This is a genomic window from Nitrospira sp. (assembly GCA_024760545.1).
GTDB lineage: Bacteria > Nitrospirota > Nitrospiria > Nitrospirales > Nitrospiraceae > Nitrospira_D.
The window spans coordinates 1,770,873-1,789,748 of the sequence record CP060501.1 but is presented as its reverse complement, the minus strand read 5'-3'; the positions used below and the strand labels follow the sequence as shown (position 1 = coordinate 1,789,748).

Annotated in this window: 14 protein-coding genes; 9 read left to right on the top strand and 5 right to left on the bottom strand. The window is 58.3% G+C overall.

What is annotated here, in order from left to right; translation table 11 throughout:
- Nucleotides 1-4 precede the first annotated feature (4 nt).
- The 5 genes from H8K03_08545 to H8K03_08525 form a co-directional block, all read right to left on the bottom strand.
- The gene (locus tag H8K03_08545; protein ID UVT22420.1) at nt 5-1,417 is read right to left on the bottom strand and encodes a DUF1116 domain-containing protein; all 1,413 of its coding nucleotides are present in this window, start codon (nt 1,415-1,417) and stop codon (nt 5-7) included.
- Nucleotides 1,417-2,976: an acyl-CoA synthetase FdrA gene (fdrA, locus tag H8K03_08540; protein UVT21927.1), complete on the bottom strand. Its 1,560-nt coding sequence runs from the start codon at nt 2,974-2,976 to the stop codon at nt 1,417-1,419. The genes H8K03_08545 and fdrA overlap by 1 nt, the downstream gene beginning before the upstream one ends.
- Before the next feature lie 157 nt (nt 2,977-3,133).
- Nucleotides 3,134-4,084 carry a DUF2877 domain-containing protein gene (locus H8K03_08535; GenBank protein ID UVT21926.1) on the bottom strand — a complete coding sequence of 317 codons (951 nt, stop codon included), beginning with the start codon at nt 4,082-4,084 and terminating at the stop codon, nt 3,134-3,136.
- A gap of 40 nt (nt 4,085-4,124) precedes the next feature.
- Entirely contained in the window at nt 4,125-4,838 is a 714-nt protein-coding gene (locus tag H8K03_08530; GenBank protein ID UVT21925.1) for a GntR family transcriptional regulator, read from the bottom strand.
- A gap of 198 nt (nt 4,839-5,036) precedes the next feature.
- A complete protein-coding gene (locus H8K03_08525; protein ID UVT21924.1) occupies nt 5,037-5,588 on the bottom strand; it encodes a Slp family lipoprotein in 552 nt (183 codons plus the stop codon).
- Nucleotides 5,589-5,690: 102 nt separating this feature from the next.
- On the opposite strand from H8K03_08525, the gene H8K03_08520 reads away from it, so the two are divergent.
- From H8K03_08520 to H8K03_08480, 9 genes are all read left to right on the top strand, one after another.
- On the top strand, nt 5,691-6,326 hold the full coding sequence (locus H8K03_08520; GenBank protein UVT22419.1) for a thioredoxin domain-containing protein: 636 nt from the start codon (nt 5,691-5,693) through the stop codon (nt 6,324-6,326).
- A gap of 23 nt (nt 6,327-6,349) precedes the next feature.
- Nucleotides 6,350-6,907, top strand: coding sequence for a sigma-70 family RNA polymerase sigma factor (locus tag H8K03_08515; protein UVT21923.1), 558 nt, complete (start codon nt 6,350-6,352; stop codon nt 6,905-6,907).
- Between the two features lie 216 nt (nt 6,908-7,123).
- The gene (locus H8K03_08510; protein UVT22418.1) at nt 7,124-9,802 is read left to right on the top strand and encodes a heavy metal translocating P-type ATPase; all 2,679 of its coding nucleotides are present in this window, start codon (nt 7,124-7,126) and stop codon (nt 9,800-9,802) included.
- Between the two features lie 37 nt (nt 9,803-9,839).
- On the top strand, nt 9,840-11,669 hold the full coding sequence (locus H8K03_08505) for a copper resistance system multicopper oxidase (GenBank protein ID UVT21922.1): 1,830 nt from the start codon (nt 9,840-9,842) through the stop codon (nt 11,667-11,669).
- An 80-nt stretch (nt 11,670-11,749) separates the two neighbouring features.
- Nucleotides 11,750-12,553: a copper resistance protein B gene (locus H8K03_08500; GenBank protein UVT22417.1), complete on the top strand. Its 804-nt coding sequence runs from the start codon at nt 11,750-11,752 to the stop codon at nt 12,551-12,553.
- Nucleotides 12,554-12,809: 256 nt separating this feature from the next.
- On the top strand, nt 12,810-13,139 hold the full coding sequence (locus H8K03_08495; GenBank protein UVT21921.1) for a hypothetical protein: 330 nt from the start codon (nt 12,810-12,812) through the stop codon (nt 13,137-13,139).
- 102 nt (nt 13,140-13,241) lie between these two features.
- Nucleotides 13,242-14,495: a TolC family protein gene (locus H8K03_08490; GenBank protein ID UVT21920.1), complete on the top strand. Its 1,254-nt coding sequence runs from the start codon at nt 13,242-13,244 to the stop codon at nt 14,493-14,495.
- Nucleotides 14,492-15,712: an efflux RND transporter periplasmic adaptor subunit gene (locus H8K03_08485; GenBank protein ID UVT21919.1), complete on the top strand. Its 1,221-nt coding sequence runs from the start codon at nt 14,492-14,494 to the stop codon at nt 15,710-15,712. The genes H8K03_08490 and H8K03_08485 overlap by 4 nt, the downstream gene beginning before the upstream one ends.
- Nucleotides 15,709-18,852: an efflux RND transporter permease subunit gene (locus tag H8K03_08480; GenBank protein ID UVT21918.1), complete on the top strand. Its 3,144-nt coding sequence runs from the start codon at nt 15,709-15,711 to the stop codon at nt 18,850-18,852. The genes H8K03_08485 and H8K03_08480 overlap by 4 nt, the downstream gene beginning before the upstream one ends.
- Nucleotides 18,853-18,876 lie beyond the last annotated feature (24 nt).

Here is an 18,876-nt window from a genome sequence, read left to right as displayed (position 1 = left end):
CTCCTTACTCGCTCCGTTCTACGGCGCGAGCCAGCGCGGACACCGCCTGTGTGAAACAGGCCAGCGGGGCGCGCGTAATGCCGGCTCCGATTTGACCGACTCCGGCCTCGCGGTGGGCGATCCCCGTATTGATGATCGGTTGAATGCCGGTATCGACGACTTTCCGAATATCAATGCCTGCCGGTGAACCGGCAAAGTTCATCGGCGGCAGTGTAAATGCGTTATTTCGACCGAGCGTGATATGGGTCATGGACATTGTGTTGTCGATCGCGTCCTGCGGAGTGCCTCCTACGAACTTGACGATGGCCGGGGAGGTTGCCATCGCAAAGCCGCCTACACCGGCGGTCTCCGTGATCGCGCTGTCGCCCAAATCGGGCGCCGCATCCGACGGAGCATATCCTGGGAAGAGAAGCCCCTCGACGATCGGCGCTGGCGCCGTAAACCATTGCTCGCCGGTCCCGCTGACGCGAATACCGAACTCGACGCCGTTGCGCGCCATGGCCGTGACCATGCTGCTGCCGGACACGCCGTGCGCGGCATCGAGCATCGCTTTACAAGCAGCCATGGAAAGATTGAGGAAGAAGTGATCGTTCCCGGCGATAAAGTCGACGACCGCGGCGATCTCGTTAGACGGCGTGCGTGTCTTCAGGAGCGCGGGGACCAGCCGCTTCAGAAACAGCGAAGACGCCGCGACATTACGATTGTGGATTTCATCTCCCATGTGCAGCGCCTGCGCCATCAAGGTCTTCAGCTCGAGCCCCCTCAATGTCTCGATGCCTGCCCGTAACGCCGGGGCGAGGACCTCGCCCATCCACTTGAGACGGTTGATCACTTCCTGGCTATTGGCGCCGAATCGAAGCGCCTTTCCGATTCCCTCGTTAAAATTGCAGAACGACTGGTTGCCCTGGGTGGTATTGTCCACGATCCAGACCGGCATGGAGGGGCTGATGATGCCGGCCATGGGGCCGACTGCGCGATGATGATGGCATGCCTCGAAGACAATCTCGCCACGGGAAGCAAGCGACTCCGCTTTGGCCAGATCCTCGGCCCATCCTTCGTAAAGAATGGCGCCGACAATCGCCCCTTTCATCGGACCACACATGTCGTTCCAGGCAATGGGAGGACCACTGTGGAGGATCATGCGCTCCGCCATGTTGGGAATGACGCGACCCGCAATGCCGACTCCGCGAAGCACCGGCTGGGCCGATTGGTAGGCGTCGAAGGCTGTTCGGTTCGCTGTTTCAACCACGGAAAGGTTGACCAGTCGGGCCAGGTCGCGGCCCACCTCCGCCTGTCCCTGTGCGGGCGGAGCCCATTCGATTTGGAGAGCTGAACCGCCTGCCATGACGATGGAATCAGCGAAGGAAGAAAGCCCGACGTTTAATACTTGAAGCTTCTCTTGGAGCATGGCCTGCATCATAATCGCCCTCCGACAGCGCCTGCTCCTACTGCCACGGCGGTTGCCATGCGCACCGCTTGAGCGTTGCTCTCGGCAAGGATGACGCCGGCCTCTCGCAATGCCGCTTCCTGCCGAGCAAGATTCTGTGGATCTCCGGCAGTCCCGCACACGAAGCCTACGATCACCAGGTCTCTTCCGGCCTTGCCCGCCACCTCGCGCGCCTTTTGAACGACCGGCACGATTTCACCGGCGGGATCGGCATGAGACCCATATCCAAGGACCACGTCCAGCAGGATGACTGCCGTTTCAGGATCGGTAGCCTCTTTGATGAGGCGTTCATTCCTCAGTCGATGATCGATCATCGGATGTGGACGTCCGCGAGTGAACAGATCGTCCCCCAAATCGATGACGGTGTGTGCCCGACTCGTCCAGACATCGCCTAAACGGTCTCCGGGCTCCACCGGCGTGTTGGAAGAGACTTGTCCTAATTCCTTCTTCAGCAAGAGGGTCGCTTCGTAACAAAAGGTCCCTCCACTGTACAGGCCACGGATGTATTGCTGTCCGGGGGACAGTTTGGACGGAATGGAGACAGGTGGGCATTTCGGCTTGGCATCGTCAGGGTTTCGGCCTTCAGCGAGAGCCACCGCTGCCGCTGCGGCATCCTCCAGAGTTGTGGCGGCGAACACATTGCCGCGCCTGACGCGCGCAGGATCGGCGCCGAGAAAATTCACCACGACCGGCTTGCCGGCGCGTTCCGCGGCTTGCAGCACATGTCCGGCCACTTCCGGAGATGGAGGCTTGGAGATCAGCACGATGACCGAGGTGGAGGCGTCGGCAATGAGGGCTTTCAGCCCCTGAAGCATGGAAATGCCGCCGACGTCTCGATGCAAATCGTGCCCGCCGGTGCCGATCGCTTGTGAAATGCCGCCCCCCCATCGATCGACCAGGCAGGTGACCTGCTGTAAGCCCGTCCCGGATGCTCCGACGACACCGATGACTCCGCGGCGCACCACGTTGGCGAAGGCGAGCGGGATGCCGTTGATAATGGCCGTTCCGCAATCCGGGCCCATCACGATGAGGTCGCGGGATTGGGCGAAACGTTTGAGCGCGATTTCGTCTTTCAACTCGACGTTGTCACTGAACAGCATCACGTTGAGGCCGAGACTCAATGCCTTGAAGGCCTCCGATGCCGCGTACTCGCCGGGAGTGGAGATCAGGACAAGGTTCGCGCCGACCATATTCCCCAGACCCATTTCGATGCTTCGTGGAGGGAGACCGCGTGACGATCCGCCTCCCGAAGACGATGGAGGAGGCTGTTTCAATGCCGACTCCGCGGCTGCCAACGCTGATTCCAGTGCATCGGCGTCGCCTTGCAGCGCAATCAGCAAGTCGTTGGCGCTGGCGTCGACGGATTCGGTCAGCAATCCGGCTTCCCGGAGCAAGCTCATATTGTTGGGGGAAGCCATGATGGCCGAGGCTTGTTCCACGCCCGGCAGCTTGGCGAACGTGGAGGAGAGTTGCATCAGCGAGACGGAGTCACGATAGAAATTTTTGAGTACTTTTGTGGCCGTGGCCATGTGGTCGGTCCTTGGTGAGAGCTACGGGCCCAAATGGAACACAATATTGTATACAATGTCAAGAGCAAATCTGGAGCGCGAGCCATACGGCAAATCAATTCGTGGATCGGGTCTCATCGCTCCTTCATCGTTCGGGCCGCGTTTCATGGCGGACGGATCAATCAAAGAACACAGACGGATAAAGAAGAGGGGGTGCCGGGCATTGCCAGGCGAGGCAGCCCAACAGCAGCCCCAACACCCCGTCGGTACCGGACGTATGGCCGACTTGCAACGCGGCTTGTGTGGCCGCCCTGACATTCCTCATGTCGTTCGCCTGTTTCAGCTGCTGGGCCAATTTCGCGATGGGTTCAGAGACATGGCCGGTGGCTGCTGATCGGAGATAGGCGCCGCTGATCTCATTGGTGTTTCGCGCGGCTGCGGATATCTCAGCACCGAGGGCGCCCACGAATTGCGTCCGCGATGGGCTGTGACCCGCCGTGGCCCACAAGCCGGCCAAATAGCCCACGAGAAAATCATCGCCGGATGGAGTTAAGCCTGGCCCCAGTCCGATCAATGACATGATGGAAGCCTTGGCATCTTCCAGCTGAAAATCTCTTGTTGCGTGCAGCAGGGTAGGAATCGCGTGAGGCGATGGGTGCAGAAGCATCTCTGTGGCGGCCGGAGTGTCCGACTGCTCCTTTAAGGGAGAAACGGGTCTCACAATCTTCGATAGGCCGCTTCTATGCCCTGAGCGCTGCAATTCCGACCAGGCGATCGCCCAGGAGTGGGCTTGGGCGTGGTGACGAAGATCAATGCGCAACCCTTGGAGATCGATATGCCAAGGACGTGCGGGTCGCAGGTCAACGGAAAAATCAGGCCCACCGGCGCGGAGAATACCTCCCCGGCAGGCGACCGGTTGGCCGACTCGGAGAAGGTCCGAGAAGACACGCTGAGACGAGATATTCAAGCGGATACCTTGAGGGACATTGTCTTTCATGGAAGAGAGAAGAGTCAGCAGGCCGTGTGGCTCGAGTCGTATGTTGCAGGCCTGGTGGAAGACGCTATGCACGATCCCGCTGAAATGACGGGTCGGGACCTGAATACCGACGGAGAGGGCGTGGACATGCATGAGTGGCACTCCATTGCCCGGCGAGATGAGAATACGTTCGTTACGTTCTCAACGAATACGCTTTGGCCAGCGCGTCCTTAATCGCGGTGTGAACATTGTTCCGTCCTTCCTCGATGTTGCGTTGCATCGCCGCCCGTGCTCCCTGAGGATCCTTGGATCCTATGCATTTCAGGATTCTGAGATGCTGACGGCACGTGCTTTGCGTTCGGTCCGACTTGTCGAAATCGATCATCCGAAAAAGCATCAACCGCTCATTGATAGTGCGGAGGTGCTGCAAGAGAGGCTTGTTTCCCAAGGCATGGGCGAGTGTCTCGTGAAACAGAGTGTCCAGTCTGGCGAGTTCATCGGCCTTCTTGGCGGATCCGTTCAACAACTCGGTCCATGTGTTCTTGAGTTTGTTGATATCCTCCTGATCGTTTCTGTGGAGTGGACCTTTTGTCGCTAAGCGTTCGACGGTATAGAGTTCCAACGCCAAGCGAAGCTCGTAGAGCTCCTCGATCTCACCGAGACTGTACTGTCGGACGACATAGGCCCGATTCGGCAATTTTCTTACAAATCCTTCGGATGCCAGCATGCGGAGCGCTTCACGCACCGGACTTCGGCTCACGCCGAACTCCTTGCAGAGTTCGGCCTCGGTCAATCGATGTTCCGGAGGGTAGTGCCAATGGATGATTTGTTCCTTCAGCGCGGCCACGATCGATGCGCTAAGGTTGGAGCGTTCTCGTTCTCTCATCCGACTGTTCGATGTTCCCATGGTTTCAGTATCCAATCGATCAAGAGTACGACGGTGTTCAGGCTTGCTGATTCCGGTAGACAGGACCCTCGGATTGTATACAATCTAGCGTACCAAGTGCAATCTACTTGTATTCCTGTTCGTGCGCACTGCAACGGGAAGGAAAATATCGGGCGTTAAGAGAGGTGGGAGGAGACTCGACCAAGGAGGCCGCCTGTTTTACCAATAGTAAGGCCAGGGACTCCAGTAGGGAGACCAATAGGGGCCCCAATAAGGGCGGTAGCCCATATAGGGATGGGGGCGAATGCGAGGTGCTTCATCTTCGTTGTCGTTCCAGACGCGCAGGTTGTTGATGCGTACGACCGGGTAGCTGTATTGCATTTCGTCGAGCGGTAAGGTGACCGAGCCGGCCATTTCTCCGGTAACAGTGAGAAACGTGCCTGGTGGCACCGTCGCAGGATCCAAAAAGTCCTTCTGCATGGCTACAAAACGGCCTTCGGACTTGCTGAGATCCATCGTCGGTTGGAGGGAAGCAGTCAGCGGCAATTGCAGGATTTCAATTCTAGTCCCCTCCTTGAGCCTCCTCGCAGCCAACACTTTTCCTCCGAATGTCACCGGTTGTCCATCGTATGATTCCGGAGTCGATTTAACCTGGGCGTAACTAATCCGAGGCGTTCCTGAGGGTAGAGTATCCCCTTGATTACCGGTCAAGGCACAGCCGGAAAGGATTGCAAATGCGAAGACGGCACACACATATCTTGACCTTCTCATGTCGCAATTATAACAAAGCGCAAGTGTAGGCTCCATCCGCTATAATGAACGCCGGACGCTTACCTGTGAAAGGAGTATGAGATGAACGGTCGTACGACGTCGATGTGGAAGCTTGCATGTGTGATGGTGGGAGCGATCGGGCTGTTCACTGTCCCGTTCGGTGCGCAAGCCGCCAAGCCGGAGCTGAAGGGCAAGTTCGAAGTCCTCAATGACGAACCCTCGACTCACCAGCCGGGCAAAGTGAAAGTGGTTGAGTTTGCCGACTTCTACTGCCCGCATTGCCATCACTTCGAGGAAACAGGAGTGCCTTTGCTTCTCAAAGAATTCGGGAACAAAGTCGAAGTCACAATGGTCGGGTTCCCCGTCATTCCTGGGAAGCTTCCTACCGCTTTTGACATGTACGAGCAAGCGAAGCTGATGGGCAAGGGAGACCGCATGAAAGCCGTTCTGTTTCGCACTATTCACAAGGACAAGCTTGATGGTGTTCTGGATCGTTCAATTCGTTCACTGCTGATCAAAGAGGTCGGCCTCGACATTGAGACATTCGAAGCCGGGCTGGAAAGCGGAAAGCCTGCCAAGCTGTTTGAAGACGGGCGCCGATGGGGCGAACGGATCAAAGTGTCGTCTACGCCGTCGCTCCTGCTGGATGGGAATATCAAAGTTGATGGCACCAATATGGTTCCCGAGAATGTCGTCACGATCATCCGCAGCATTCTCGAAGCAGACTCGAAGAAGTGATGTGGTGGTGAATTGTGATTGCGATGGATGAGGCAAGAAAGAGCGGAGTCATTGAGCGACTGCTTGAGCACGAGTCGGCTTTCAAGCAGTTTGTCCGGAGTCGAGTCGGCGATCAAGGTGTCGCGGAAGATATCCTCCAGCAAAGTCTCACCCGAGCCGTCGAGCATTACCGCTCATTACACAACGAGGAAAGTGTGCTGGCCTGGTTCTACCGCATCCTTCGCCACACGATCGTCGATTACTATCGTGCCCAGGGAGCTGAGGTTCGCCGTAACCAGGCCCTACTGCAGGAATCGATCGTTCTGGGCACTCATCGGGAACCGCCACCGGATGAAGTCAAGGCAACCGCTTGTGCCTGTCTTCACGGTCTCCTTCCGAGTCTTCGTGGGAACTATGCAGAGCTGATCAAACGCATCGATCTCGATGGCGAATCGCCGGCACGTGTCGCAAAGGAGTTAAAGATATCGCGGAACAATCTCACGGTTCGTTTGCACAGGGCACGCCAAGCGCTGCGTACCTCTCTCGAGGATGCTTGCGGCATCTGCAGTCGGCATGGCTGCCTGAACTGCGTCTGCGGCTAGTCATCCAGTCTCTTTCTATATCCTCCACCTGACTTCCCGCACTTTTTCAAAGCGTTATTCCCATCTCTTGATCCCGCTGTAATATTTCGGTGCCGTCTCCGTCTGTCATTCTGAACGGGACATTACGGGACCATACCGGATAAGATGAAAGGAGTCGGACACATGATTGGACCATCGAGCGGCTGTTGCGGAACGACGCATGCAAAAGGCAACCGCATGAGCGAGCATATCTTAAGACCCCATGCGCCTGGGCACGATCGCGCGGCGTCTGAGATCGACCCGATCTGCGGAATGAGGGTCGATCCGGCCACGGCGGCAGGCCGCTATGAGTATAAGGGGACGACCTATTATTTCTGTGCCGTGTCTTGCTTGGAACGATTCCGTGCAGATCCCGAAGCAGCGCTCAGCAAAAAACCGCTGAATCTGATCACGACGCCCACTCCGCGGAAATCGCTTCCCATGATGAGTCAGGCTCCGCAGGGTGAAATCGATCCCGTGTGCGGGATGACGGTTCAGCCGGCTTCGGCGGCAGGCTCATATGAGTATCACGGCAAGAAGTACTACTTCTGCGCGACCAGATGTCTCGAAAAGTTCAAAACCGATCCTGAGTATTACCTCACTCCTCCCGAACAGCGAATTCCAAAGCCGGTGCCCATTAAGGCCGAGGCCGGCGCCAAGTACGTCTGTCCAATGGACCCCGAGGTTTTGGAAACCAAGCCAGGTGCCTGTCCCATATGCGGGATGGCGCTGGAGCCGGCCGACGTAACCGTTCGGCCAACCAGAACCGAATATACGTGCCCCATGCATCCGGAGATTGTGCAAGCCGAGCCCGGCAACTGTCCGATCTGCGGGATGGCGTTGGAGTCGCGCACGGTGGTCGCAGAGGAGGTTAATCCTGAACTGGTCGACATGAGCCGCCGGTTTTGGCAGAGCGTGATCCTGGGCTCACCCATTCTCGCGCTGATGATTTCCGACATGTTGCCGGGCCATCCGTTGCAACAACTTGCTTCGAGTAGGGCCTTGGTCTGGTTCCAGTTCGTGCTGGCCACTCCGGTTGTGCTCTGGACCGGTTGGCCGTTGTTCGAGCGCGCATGGGCCTCGATCGTCAATCGCCACCTCAACATGTTTACACTGATCGGTCTCGGCACCGGTGCCGCCTATGTGTACAGCGTTGCCGCCACGCTGGTGCCTGGACTGTTCCCCGACTCATTCCGCGTCCATGGCGGGGAGCTTGCCGTCTATTTCGAGCCGGCGGTCGCCATCGTAGCCCTGGTTCTATTGGGGCAGGTGTTGGAACTACGTGCCCGCAGCCGAACCAGCAGTGCGCTCAAGGCGCTGTTGGGGCTCGCACCGAAAACAGCTCGAGTGGTCCGCTCCGATAGCCGTGAAGACGACATTCCCTTGGAGCAAGTGCAGATCGGTGATTGGTTACGAGTCCGGCCTGGCGAAAAAATTCCCGTGGATGGCGTGGTCATAGAAGGGACCAGTGCCGTAGACGAATCCATGGTCACCGGTGAATCGCTTCCCGTGGAGAAGCAGCCCGGCCACAAAGTCGTCGGGGCGACGGTCAATGGAACAGGCAGCTTCGTGATGCGGGCGGAGCGAATCGGTCGGGAGACGCTGCTATCGCAAATCGTCCGTATGGTCAGTGAGGCACAGCGCACGCGGGCTCCGATTCAACGGTTGGCCGATGTCGTGGCCGCGTATTTCGTGCCGATTGTGATTTTGGTCGCTGCCATCACGTTTCTCGTCTGGGCCCTCTATGGTCCGGAACCTCGCATGGCGTATGCCCTGCTCAACGCGGTCGCCGTCTTGATCATCGCCTGCCCCTGTGCCTTGGGACTCGCGACGCCCATGTCGATCATGGTGGGAACAGGCCGCGGCGCAACGGCCGGTGTGCTGATCCGTAACGCGGAGGCACTGGAAACCTTGGCGAAGGTGGACGTGCTGGTTGTGGATAAGACCGGCACGTTGACGGAAGGTAAACCGCGCTTATTGACTGTCGCTCCGGCGCCTGGTTTCACTGAGGCCGATCTTCTTCGGCTCGCGGCCGGGTTGGAGCAAAGCAGCGAGCATCCCTTGGCGGCGGCCATCGTGTCCGGTGCTCGGGAGAAGGGTGTTGTTCCGGCCAAGGCGCAGGATTTTCGTTCAGTTACCGGAAAAGGAGTTACGGGTACGGTAGAGGATCATAGGGTCGCCGTGGGCACGGTGCAGTTTCTCAACGAATTGAACGTCGAGACTGAGTCGCTATTGGCCCAGGCTGAACCGCTCAGGCGGGAGGGCCAGACGGTGATGTTCACCGCAATCGACGGGAAACCGGCAGGGATGTTGGGCGTGGCTGATCCAGTCAAGTCATCCACACCGGAGGCGATCGCTTTGTTGCATCGCGAAGGGCTGCGGCTCGTGATGCTGACCGGCGACAACCGAACAACCGCGGAGGCGGTGGCGCGTCGGCTCCAGATCGACGAGGTACAGGCCGAAGTCTTGCCCGAGCAAAAGGCGGCGGTCATCAAGCGGCTCCAATCGGAAGGTCACGTCGTGGCCATGGCAGGCGACGGGATCAACGATGCGCCGGCCTTGGCACAGGCGCAGGTCGGCATCGCCATGGGGACGGGAGCTGACGTTGCAATGGAAAGCGCGGGGGTTACCCTGGTCAAGGGAGACCTCCGAGCCATCGCACGCGCGCGCCGGTTGAGCCGGGGGACGATGCAGAACATCCGGCAGAATCTCTTCTTTGCGTTCATCTACAATATGCTCGGTGTACCCGTTGCCGCCGGCATACTCTATCCGTTCGTTGGGGTTCTCTTGAGCCCAATGATCGCAAGCGCCGCAATGACGTTCAGTTCCGTGTCGGTCATCGCGAACGCGCTCCGTCTGCGTAAGCTGGCCTTATAGCATTCTCCTAAGTGTAGGGCTCTCCTGGATTACGGCGATGAGTGATGAACTGATTTCGAGACGCTTCCTTTTGAAGCGTCTGGGGGAGTTTGGGCTATCGGTCGCAATGCTACGGTTGATCCCCGGGTGTGCTTCTGCCCCGCCCGTCCCTATGACCCAGCGAGGTGCACAAGCCTCGATACTGAGCGGATCCGTTATCGACCTCACTATTAGTGAGGCAGTCGTTACGCTGGAGGGGAGGACCGGCGTGGCGATGACGATCAACGGGACGATCCCAGGTCCGCTCATCCGTTTGAAAGAAGGGCAAGAGGTAACACTGCGCGTCAGGAATCAGTTGAAGGAAACTTCCTCGATTCACTGGCATGGATTACTCTTGCCTTCCCACATGGACGGAGTGCCGGGCGTCAGCTTCGGCGGCATTGAATCCGGAACGACCTTCACCTATCAGTTTCCCGTCAAACAAAGCGGCACCTACTGGTATCACAGCCACTCCGGTGGCCAAGAGTTGCAAGGTATGTACGCACCGCTGATTCTAGACCCCATCGAACCGGAACCGTTTCAGTATGACCGGGAGTATGTCGTGATGCTCTCGGAGTGGAGCTTTGAATCATCCGAAGTCATATTCAATAACCTCAAGAAATTATCGGGCTACTACAACTTCCAGAAACGTGACGGTCGGGAGTTTCTCTCAGACGCAGCGCGCTGGGGACTGTGGCCGGCCATGCAGAGCTATCTGATGTGGGACCAGATGCGGATGGACCCAACAGACTTCGCCGATGTGACGGGATCCGCCTTCACGTTCCTGATGAACGGTCTGCCGCCTGCCGGTAACTGGACCGGGATTGTTCGACCGGGAGAGCGAGTGCGGTTGCGCTTCATCAATGCTGCCGCGATGACGTTTTATGATGTGCGCATCCCTGGATTGACCATGACGGTGGTACAGGCCGATGGTCAGAATGTCCAGCCGGTCAGGGTCGAGGAGTTTCGCTTTGGGCCTGCAGAAACATATGACGTCATCGTCCAGCCCAATGAGGATCGTGCGCATACAATCTTTGCCGAAACCATGGACCGGAGCGGGTACGCTCGTGGAACCCTCGCTCCCAGGACCGGCATGGAAGGAGAAATTCCTGAGCGGCGGACCCGTCCGCTTCGAACTATGGAAGATATGGGGATGACGGATCATGGCAATGGCCACACCGGCCATGCTATGGAGGGGTCAGATACCACACCGTCCCATGACAGCGTAGCAGATCATGGCCTCACGCATGGACAGGCAAGACATACGAGGCCAGGTAAGGAGATGGCCTTTCCGCGCAGTTCCCCTATCCCGGGCACTACGCCGGTCAAGCACGGCCCTGATCATCATGGCACCGGCAATCAAACAGTCGCGGAGTATTCCAAAAATCGGATGCACGAACCGGGCAGAGGGTTGGATCAGAACTCCAGGCGCGTGTTGCTTTACACCGACTTGAAAAGCCTCGTTGCCTATCAAGACGAACGAGCGCCGGAGCGGGAGATCGAGATCCATCTTACCGGCCATATGCAACGTTACATGTGGTCGTTCGATGGCAAAAAGTATTCGGATGCGCCGGAGCCGATTCGTGTGCGCTCGGGCGAGCGCCTTCGGCTCACGTTCGTCAACGACACAATGATGGAGCATCCGCTCCACTTGCACGGAATGTGGATGCACCTGGAAAATGGCTCAGGCGCATATCTTCCAAGAAAACATACGGTAGTCGTCAAACCAGCTGAACGGCTGTCCGTCCTGATCAGCGCCGATGCCCCTGGGCCGTGGGCTTTTCACTGCCATCTCCTCCTGCACATGGAAGCGGGTATGTTTCGCATCGTCGAGGTCGCTACATCATAAGCGGGAATGCGCCGGTGAATTTGCCTCTCCGGAACTGTTGTGTGACGCTGGCGGTCTGCACGTTGGGTGCAGCGCTTAGCGTGACAATCGCCTTGGGAGAAACCGCACCAGATGACAGGGCTCCCGCCTCAGGCCACCCTCCAATCGTCGAGCCTCTACCGGAGCAAGGCCGGCCACAGACAATCTATGCACTACGACAGGATTGGCCTAGCCCCGTGAACGATCGGGAACGCCGACTGTTCACCCTCGTCGACGTCCTCGAATATCGCTCGAGCACCGGCGGAAACGGAAGTAACAGTGATTACCGCTGGGATGTCGAAGGTTGGTACGGCGGGGATTACCACCGTCTCTGGTTCAAGAGTGAAGGACAGCAGGATACCGCATTCAAAGCGGACTACGACGTAGATTTCCAACTGCTCTATGGACACTTCATCGGGAAGAACTACGACATTCAAGTCGGCGGTAGAATGGAAACACAATCGTTCCGTGGCGGCAATGTGGCGCGTGGACTGGGAGTGATCGGCCTTCAAGGCCTGGTGCCGTATAACTATGAGTTTGAATCGGCTTTATTCATCGATCAGAGCGGAGCCGTTTCGGCCCGCCTTTCCTACACCAAAGATTTTTTGCTTACGCAACGGCTTATTCTGCAAGGTCGGTTCCAAACGAACCTGGCTATCCAACGGGTCGAAGAATTTACGACCGGTTCGGGGCTGAACAATCTGGAATTCGGCATTCGCCTGCGCTACGAAATTCGTCGTAAGTTCGCTCCCTATATCGGCATGTCATTCGACCGAAGCTTCGGTGAGACCGCCACGCTGGTGCGCCAACAGGGCGGAGATCCGAGCCAGATCCGATTCGTGGTTGGGTTGCGAATGTGGTTTTAGCCGGCACACTTGCTTGCACCAGGTAAAACCTGCTGAAGCGTTGGGCGGAACGAGGAGGGCATGCGATTGATGGTCCTGGAGATTCGTGCTACGCTGATCTGAAATGCGACCAAGGCGTCGAGCATATTCTTGGTGTCGAGTGGCTGTCCTCGTCTGGGCATCGCTTTGGATGCTTGCAGCGCCTTTGTTCCATGTTCATCCCGAAGCGGATCATCAGCATGGAGTAAAAGGACATGTCCACGGCGGGACGGTTCACATGGCGTGGTCGCCGGACCTCGACTGCGAGTACGACGGCCACCGGCAAGTCGATCGAATCGAAGAATCCGCACAGGAAGGTGTCGGCCAGTTTGCACAGCTCTCGCACGTAGGCGACAGGCATACGGAGTTCAGCTTGTCGCTCCTGAGCGATTCAACCGATCGAAAATCGCTCAAGCCATTTTGGGTGCCGGTTCTCGGTTCTTCGACTGTCGTAGCACTAGGTGCACAGCAGTATGTCCGGATGCAGAAAAGTCCTGGCATCGTCTTACCGCCGATGCCTTTTGTTGATGCGATTTCCTCTCGTGCGCCGCCCAGTCTCTTCGTCTAAGCCCCGTACTCGTTCACACCACATCGTGCCGTTATAGACACCGGATGGTGGATCCGTCTCTCAGGAGCCACCGGGAGCAGGTGTCTATCGAGGAGACTCGCTATGATTCTGCATAGGATCGCCATTGCGTTCGTCGTCTATTGCCTCCTTCACGCCTTGAGTGGCCACGCGAGAGCGGACGACTCCCGTCCCACACCCTATTCACTGTCCGAAATCCTGGCCCTCGCGCTCAAGCACAGCCCGGCGATGACCGGGGTAGCGGCGGCGCTGGAAGAAAGTCAAGGCAGACAGATCGCGGCCGGTGCGTATCTCAATCCTACCGTGAGCGGCGCGGCCGGCCGGGGTTCGATTCGAGATCCGCGTACCGGCGTCTCGATTGCGGAACGGACGATCACGGTCGAGCAGCCGCTGGAATGGCCGGGAAAGCGGATGGCTCGGCAACGAGCCGCTGATGCAGGACTCTCCGGCGCGCTCGCCGGAATAGAAGAGGCCAAAGTGGCCGTCTCGGCGGAGGTCAAGGCCGCATTCTATCAATTGCTGTTTGCCCAGCAAGATGTGCAGTTGGCCAAAGAGAATCTCAGGACCGTCGAGGAATTTGTCGAGCTCATTCGGGTCCGGGTTGAGACGAAGGAATCGCCGAAATTCGAGCTCGTCAAAGCGACGGTGGAACTGCAAAAGGCCGATAAGGATCTGGCGCGAGCGGAAAACACGTTGCTGGTTTCACGTGCCAATCTCAACAAGATCTCGGGAAAGGCGCTCGGGGAGCAATTTGTCGTTCAAGGGGAGTTTGAGGTGCCGAGGTCGGATCTCAATCTCCGCATCTTGATGGAGCAGGCCATGGCTCGCCATCCCACGCTTCGCCGACAGGAGAAAGCGGTGGAGCAGGCCCAATTTGCACTGGAGCAGGAACGCGCGGCGCGCATGCCAAACGTGTCGGTGATCGGGCAGTACCATCGGGAAGCCGGTGATGAATCCGTCATGGCGGGACTGAGTGTGCCGGTCCCCATTTGGTATCGGCGACAAGGAGAAATCGGTACAGCCATGGGAATGCACCATCGTGCGCAAGCTGAACGTACCCGAATCCAGTATGAGTTGGAACAGGCAGTGACCCAATCTTTCCAGGAGATGCAGACTGCTCAGCGGCAAATCCAGGTCTTTGAAAAGGGGCTTCTCTATCAAGCGAAAGAGGCCCTCGACATCGCGCAATTCAGTTTTCGGAACGGCGTAGCGAGCCTGCTCGAAGTGATCGATGCACAGCGCGTCCACCGCCAGACGCTCCTTGAGTTTGCCCAGGCCAGAGCCTCTTACTCTCTCGCATTGGCAAAGCTGGAACAGGCGGTAGGAGGATTGCCATGACGCATAGTCAGGGGCTCTTCTCATCCGAGGCTCTGCGACACCTGGTCGCGATCGTGATGATGGCGATCGCGCTAGCGGCTTGTCAGTCCAAACAAGAGGAAGCCGTGAAGCCGGCTGCTTCACCGGCCAAGCCATCGGCTCAGTCCGGTGTGATCGAATTGCAGGAAGGGAGTTCGACGCTGACAGAGCTTCAGACGGAGCGAGTGGGAGTCCATTCCATCCGGACGTCCTTGAAGGCACAAGCGGGAAAGATTCTCCCCAACGAAAATCGGCTTGCCCATCTCAGTGCCCGTGTCCCAGGGCGGATCGTGGCCGTGTATGCCAACCTGGGCGATCGAGTGAAATCCGGCGACCGTCTGCTCCTGCTCGATAGCCCCGCGTTCGGAGAGGCGCAATTGGAATATCGTAAGACCAGAACGGCGGTGCGGGTGACGGAAAAGGCGCTCGAGCGCGCTCGTGCTCTCTTAGATCGAGGTGCCATCGGGGCCGGTGAGTATCAACGGCGCGAGGCCGACTCCGAAAACGCCAAAGCCGATCTCTACGAAGCCGAAGAGAAACTGCATCTTCTTGGCATGACGGAGCGGGAGATTGAGCGGCTGGGGACTGAGAAATTGCCGCATGCCGAGGTCGCGCAAGTATTTCTGCGAGCGCCGTTCTCCGGTGAAGTGGTCGAACGGAATGCGACGGTCGGAGAAGTTGTCGATCCCAATAAGATGCTGTTCGCCGTTGCGGACCTCTCGACCGTATGGGTCCGCGCGGATTTTCCGGAACAACAGGCCGGGCGATTGCAGACCGGACTTGGCGTGGAGGTGCGTGTGGCGGCCTATCCCGATGCCGTCTTTCACGGCGCCATTAGTTATGTGGGCGCCATGGTCGATCCGGCGACTCGCACGGTCATGGCGCGTTCGGATATTCCCAACCCGGACCGACGCCTGCGTCCGGAAATGTTCGCCGACGTGACGTTGCTCACGCCGGACCAATCGGTCTTGGCCCTGCCCCATGCGGCCGTCCAGCAGGTCGGCAGCCGGACGGTGGTGTTTGTCGTGCAAGGCCCCCGCCGGTTCGAATTGCGCGAAGTAAAGGTCGGAGAGTCTTCGCAACATCATATCGAAGTCAAGAGCGGTGTGACGGAAGGTGACGAGGTGGTGACTCAGGGAAGCTATGCCCTGAAGTCCGAGGCCCTCCGCGAGCAAATCCAGGTGGGAGGCCCGCTATGATGGAACGGCTGATCCGAATCTCGCTGGAACAGCGACTGATCGTGCTTCTTGCGGTTGCGGCGTTGATCCTGGCTGGCGTTGCCTCGTTCAGCCGTTTGCCCATCGATGCGTTTCCGGACGTCACGCCTGTCCAAGTCCAAGTCATCACCCGTATCCCTGCGCTTGCCCCCCCGGAGATCGAGCGACTCGTGACCTTTCCGCTCGAAATCGAATTGACCAACCTCCCAGGCAAGACAGAGTTGCGGTCGGTCTCGCGCTTCGGGCTCTCGGTGATTACGGTCGTATTCGATGATGCGGTCGACATCTATTTCGCCCGGCAGCTCATTCTGGAGCGGCTGCTCCAGGCGCGATCCAAGCTCCCGCGAGGAGCTGACCCGATGCTCGGCCCGGTGAGTACGGGCCTCAGCGAAGTATTCATGTATCTCGTGGAAGGGCCATCGCGCGATCTCCGGGATTTGCGCACGCTTCAAGACTGGGTGGTCCGGCCCATGTTGCGGTCGGTGCCGGGGCTGGCGGATGTCGACACCTTGGGTGGGTTGGTGAAGCAGTACGAGGTCTTGGTGGAACCGAACAAACTTACGAGTCTGGGGCTCACCCTGCGTCAAGTTCAAATGGCCGTCACGGAGAATAACCAGAATGCCGGCGGGAGTTATATCGAGAAGGGCGGCGACAAACTGGTCGTCACCGGACAAGGACTGGCTCGATCCTCAGAGGATCTGGAGCGCATCGTCGTCGCGGCGCATAAGGGGACGCCGGTGTACCTCCGAGACGTGGCGCAAGTTCGCCAAGGGCATGCCGTCCGGTTAGGCGGCGTCACGCGAGATGGAGAGGGGGAGGTGCTCGAAGGAATCGCCGTGATGCTGCGCGGAGGAAACAGCCGAGAGGTGGTATCCGCGGTCAAGGACAAGGTTGTGCTGATCAATCGTGTATTGCCGGCCGGTGTGACGGTGATCCCGTTCTATGATCGCATCGAGCTCGTGACTCGGGCGCTCGATACGGTCGAGCGCGCCTTGTTAGAGGGGGCCGCGGTTGTGGTCTTGGTGCTCTATGTGTTCCTACGGAATGTGCGCGGCGCGGTCGTGGTCTCCTTCATGTTGCCGCTGGCTGCGTTGGCCACCTTCCTGATTATGCAACGCACGGGTCTTTCGGCCAATTTGATGTCGTTAGGCGGGCTAGCGATTTCGCTCGGGATGATCGTCGATGCCGCGATCGTGCAAGTAGAAAACGTGGAGCGTCACTTGAGTGAGCAATCAGAAGGCCGAGCCCCTCTGACGACCGTGTCAGAACGGCTGCCCGTGGTTTTGCGCGCCGTGCTGGAAGTGCGGCGACCGAGTCTATTCGGGGAGTTGATCATCGCGCTGACCTTTGCCCCGCTCCTGACTCTGCAAGGTCTGGAAGGCAAGATGTTCGTGCCATTGGCTTTGACCGTGGTGATCGTCTTACTGAGTTCCCTCATTCTCTCCATGACCGTGGTTCCCGTACTGGCCGTTCTGCTCATGCGGCCGAGCAAGGCGGCAGACGGAGGACGCGGGTTAACGATGGTGCGCAGGCGTTATCGGCAGTTCTTGGAGAGTGCTATTCGCCGAACGCGGCTTGTGGTCGTGACCGCGGTTGGAGTCTTGGTAGGAGGCTTCGCGCTGATCCCTTATATCGGGCGAGAGTTCGTGCCCGTTATGGACGAAGGGTCGATTGTGGTGAATCTGGTACGGCTGCCAAGCATCAGCCTCAACGAATCACTCAAGATAGCGGGACAGGTCGAACGTCTGTTGCTGGAGATCCCGGACGTGCGTTCCGTGGTGTCGCGTACCGGCGCGAACGAATTGGGGACGGATCCCATGGGGATGGAACTCAGCGACATGTATGTCTTGCTCAAGCCTGAATCCGAGTGGAAAGTCCGTAGCAAGCGTGCCATCGAAGCCCAAATCCGCAGCCGGCTGAGTCAGATGCCCGGCATTGCATTCGGGTTATCTCAGCCGATCTCGATGCGTGTGGATGAATTGGTGTCGGGAGTCCGGTCACAGGTCGCGGTCAAACTGTTCGGCGACGACCTCGACATTCTATGGACCAAAGGAGAAGAGATCGCCCGAGTGATGCGGCAGGTCCCCGGCATGTCCGACCTTCGAGTGGAGCAAGTCGCGGGTTTGTACTATTTAACACTCGACATCAACCGATCCATGGTTGCGCGTCACGGCATCAATGTGGCCGATATCACGGAAGTCATCGAGGCCATCGGTGCCGGGATCGGCGCCGGGGAAGTCTTCGAAGGGCAGTGGAGGTTTCCCATCATGGTGCGATTTCCGGATGATCGTCGGGGTGATGTCGAATCAATCGCGGCGCTATGGGTGACGGCGCCGGACGGCTCCCGCATCCCGCTGAGAGAACTTGCCGACATTCGAATTGTCGAGGGACCGGCGCAAATCAGCCGGGAACATGCCAGCCGCAGGATTGTCATTGAGGCGAACGTCGTCGGGAGGGACCTGGTCGGCGCGGTCCAGGAGGCGCAATCGGCAGTCTCCGAACTGGTACAGCTCCCGTCTGGTTACTATGTAACCTGGGGCGGGCAGTTTCAAAATCAGCAGAGTGCCATGGCTCGCCTCACCATCGTTGTCCCGTTGGTCATCGGACTCATTTTCATCCTTTTGTTCTTTACGTTCGGAAACCTCCGGCAGGCCGCTCTGATTCTTCTGGCCATTCCATTTGCCATGGTCGGCGGCCTCGCGGCGTTGCTGATTGGAGGACTCTATCTCTCCGTTCCGGCGTCCGTCGGTTTCATCGCCCTGTTCGGAGTCGCAGTGCTCAATGGGATGGTAAAGATTGCCTACATTAACCAATTACGACAGCAGGGGATGTCGCTTGACGAGGCGGTCTTGACCGGTATGGTCTTACGGCTTCGCCCGGTATTGATGACCGCGTTCGTGGCGGCGCTTGGGCTTACCCCATTACTCCTCGTGACGGGACCAGGCTCCGAAATCCAACAGCCGCTCGCGACGGTCGTGATTGGTGGATTGATTTCGTCGACAGCGTTGACTCTGGTGGTGTTGCCGGTGCTCTATCGGTGGATGGAAGAAAGGATCGTTCAACGACGGGAGACGCAGTCTTCCACACTCGCTCCAGAGCCTAAGGATTGTCTTACTTCATGAAAGGTTCCGGAATGGTTACGGGCA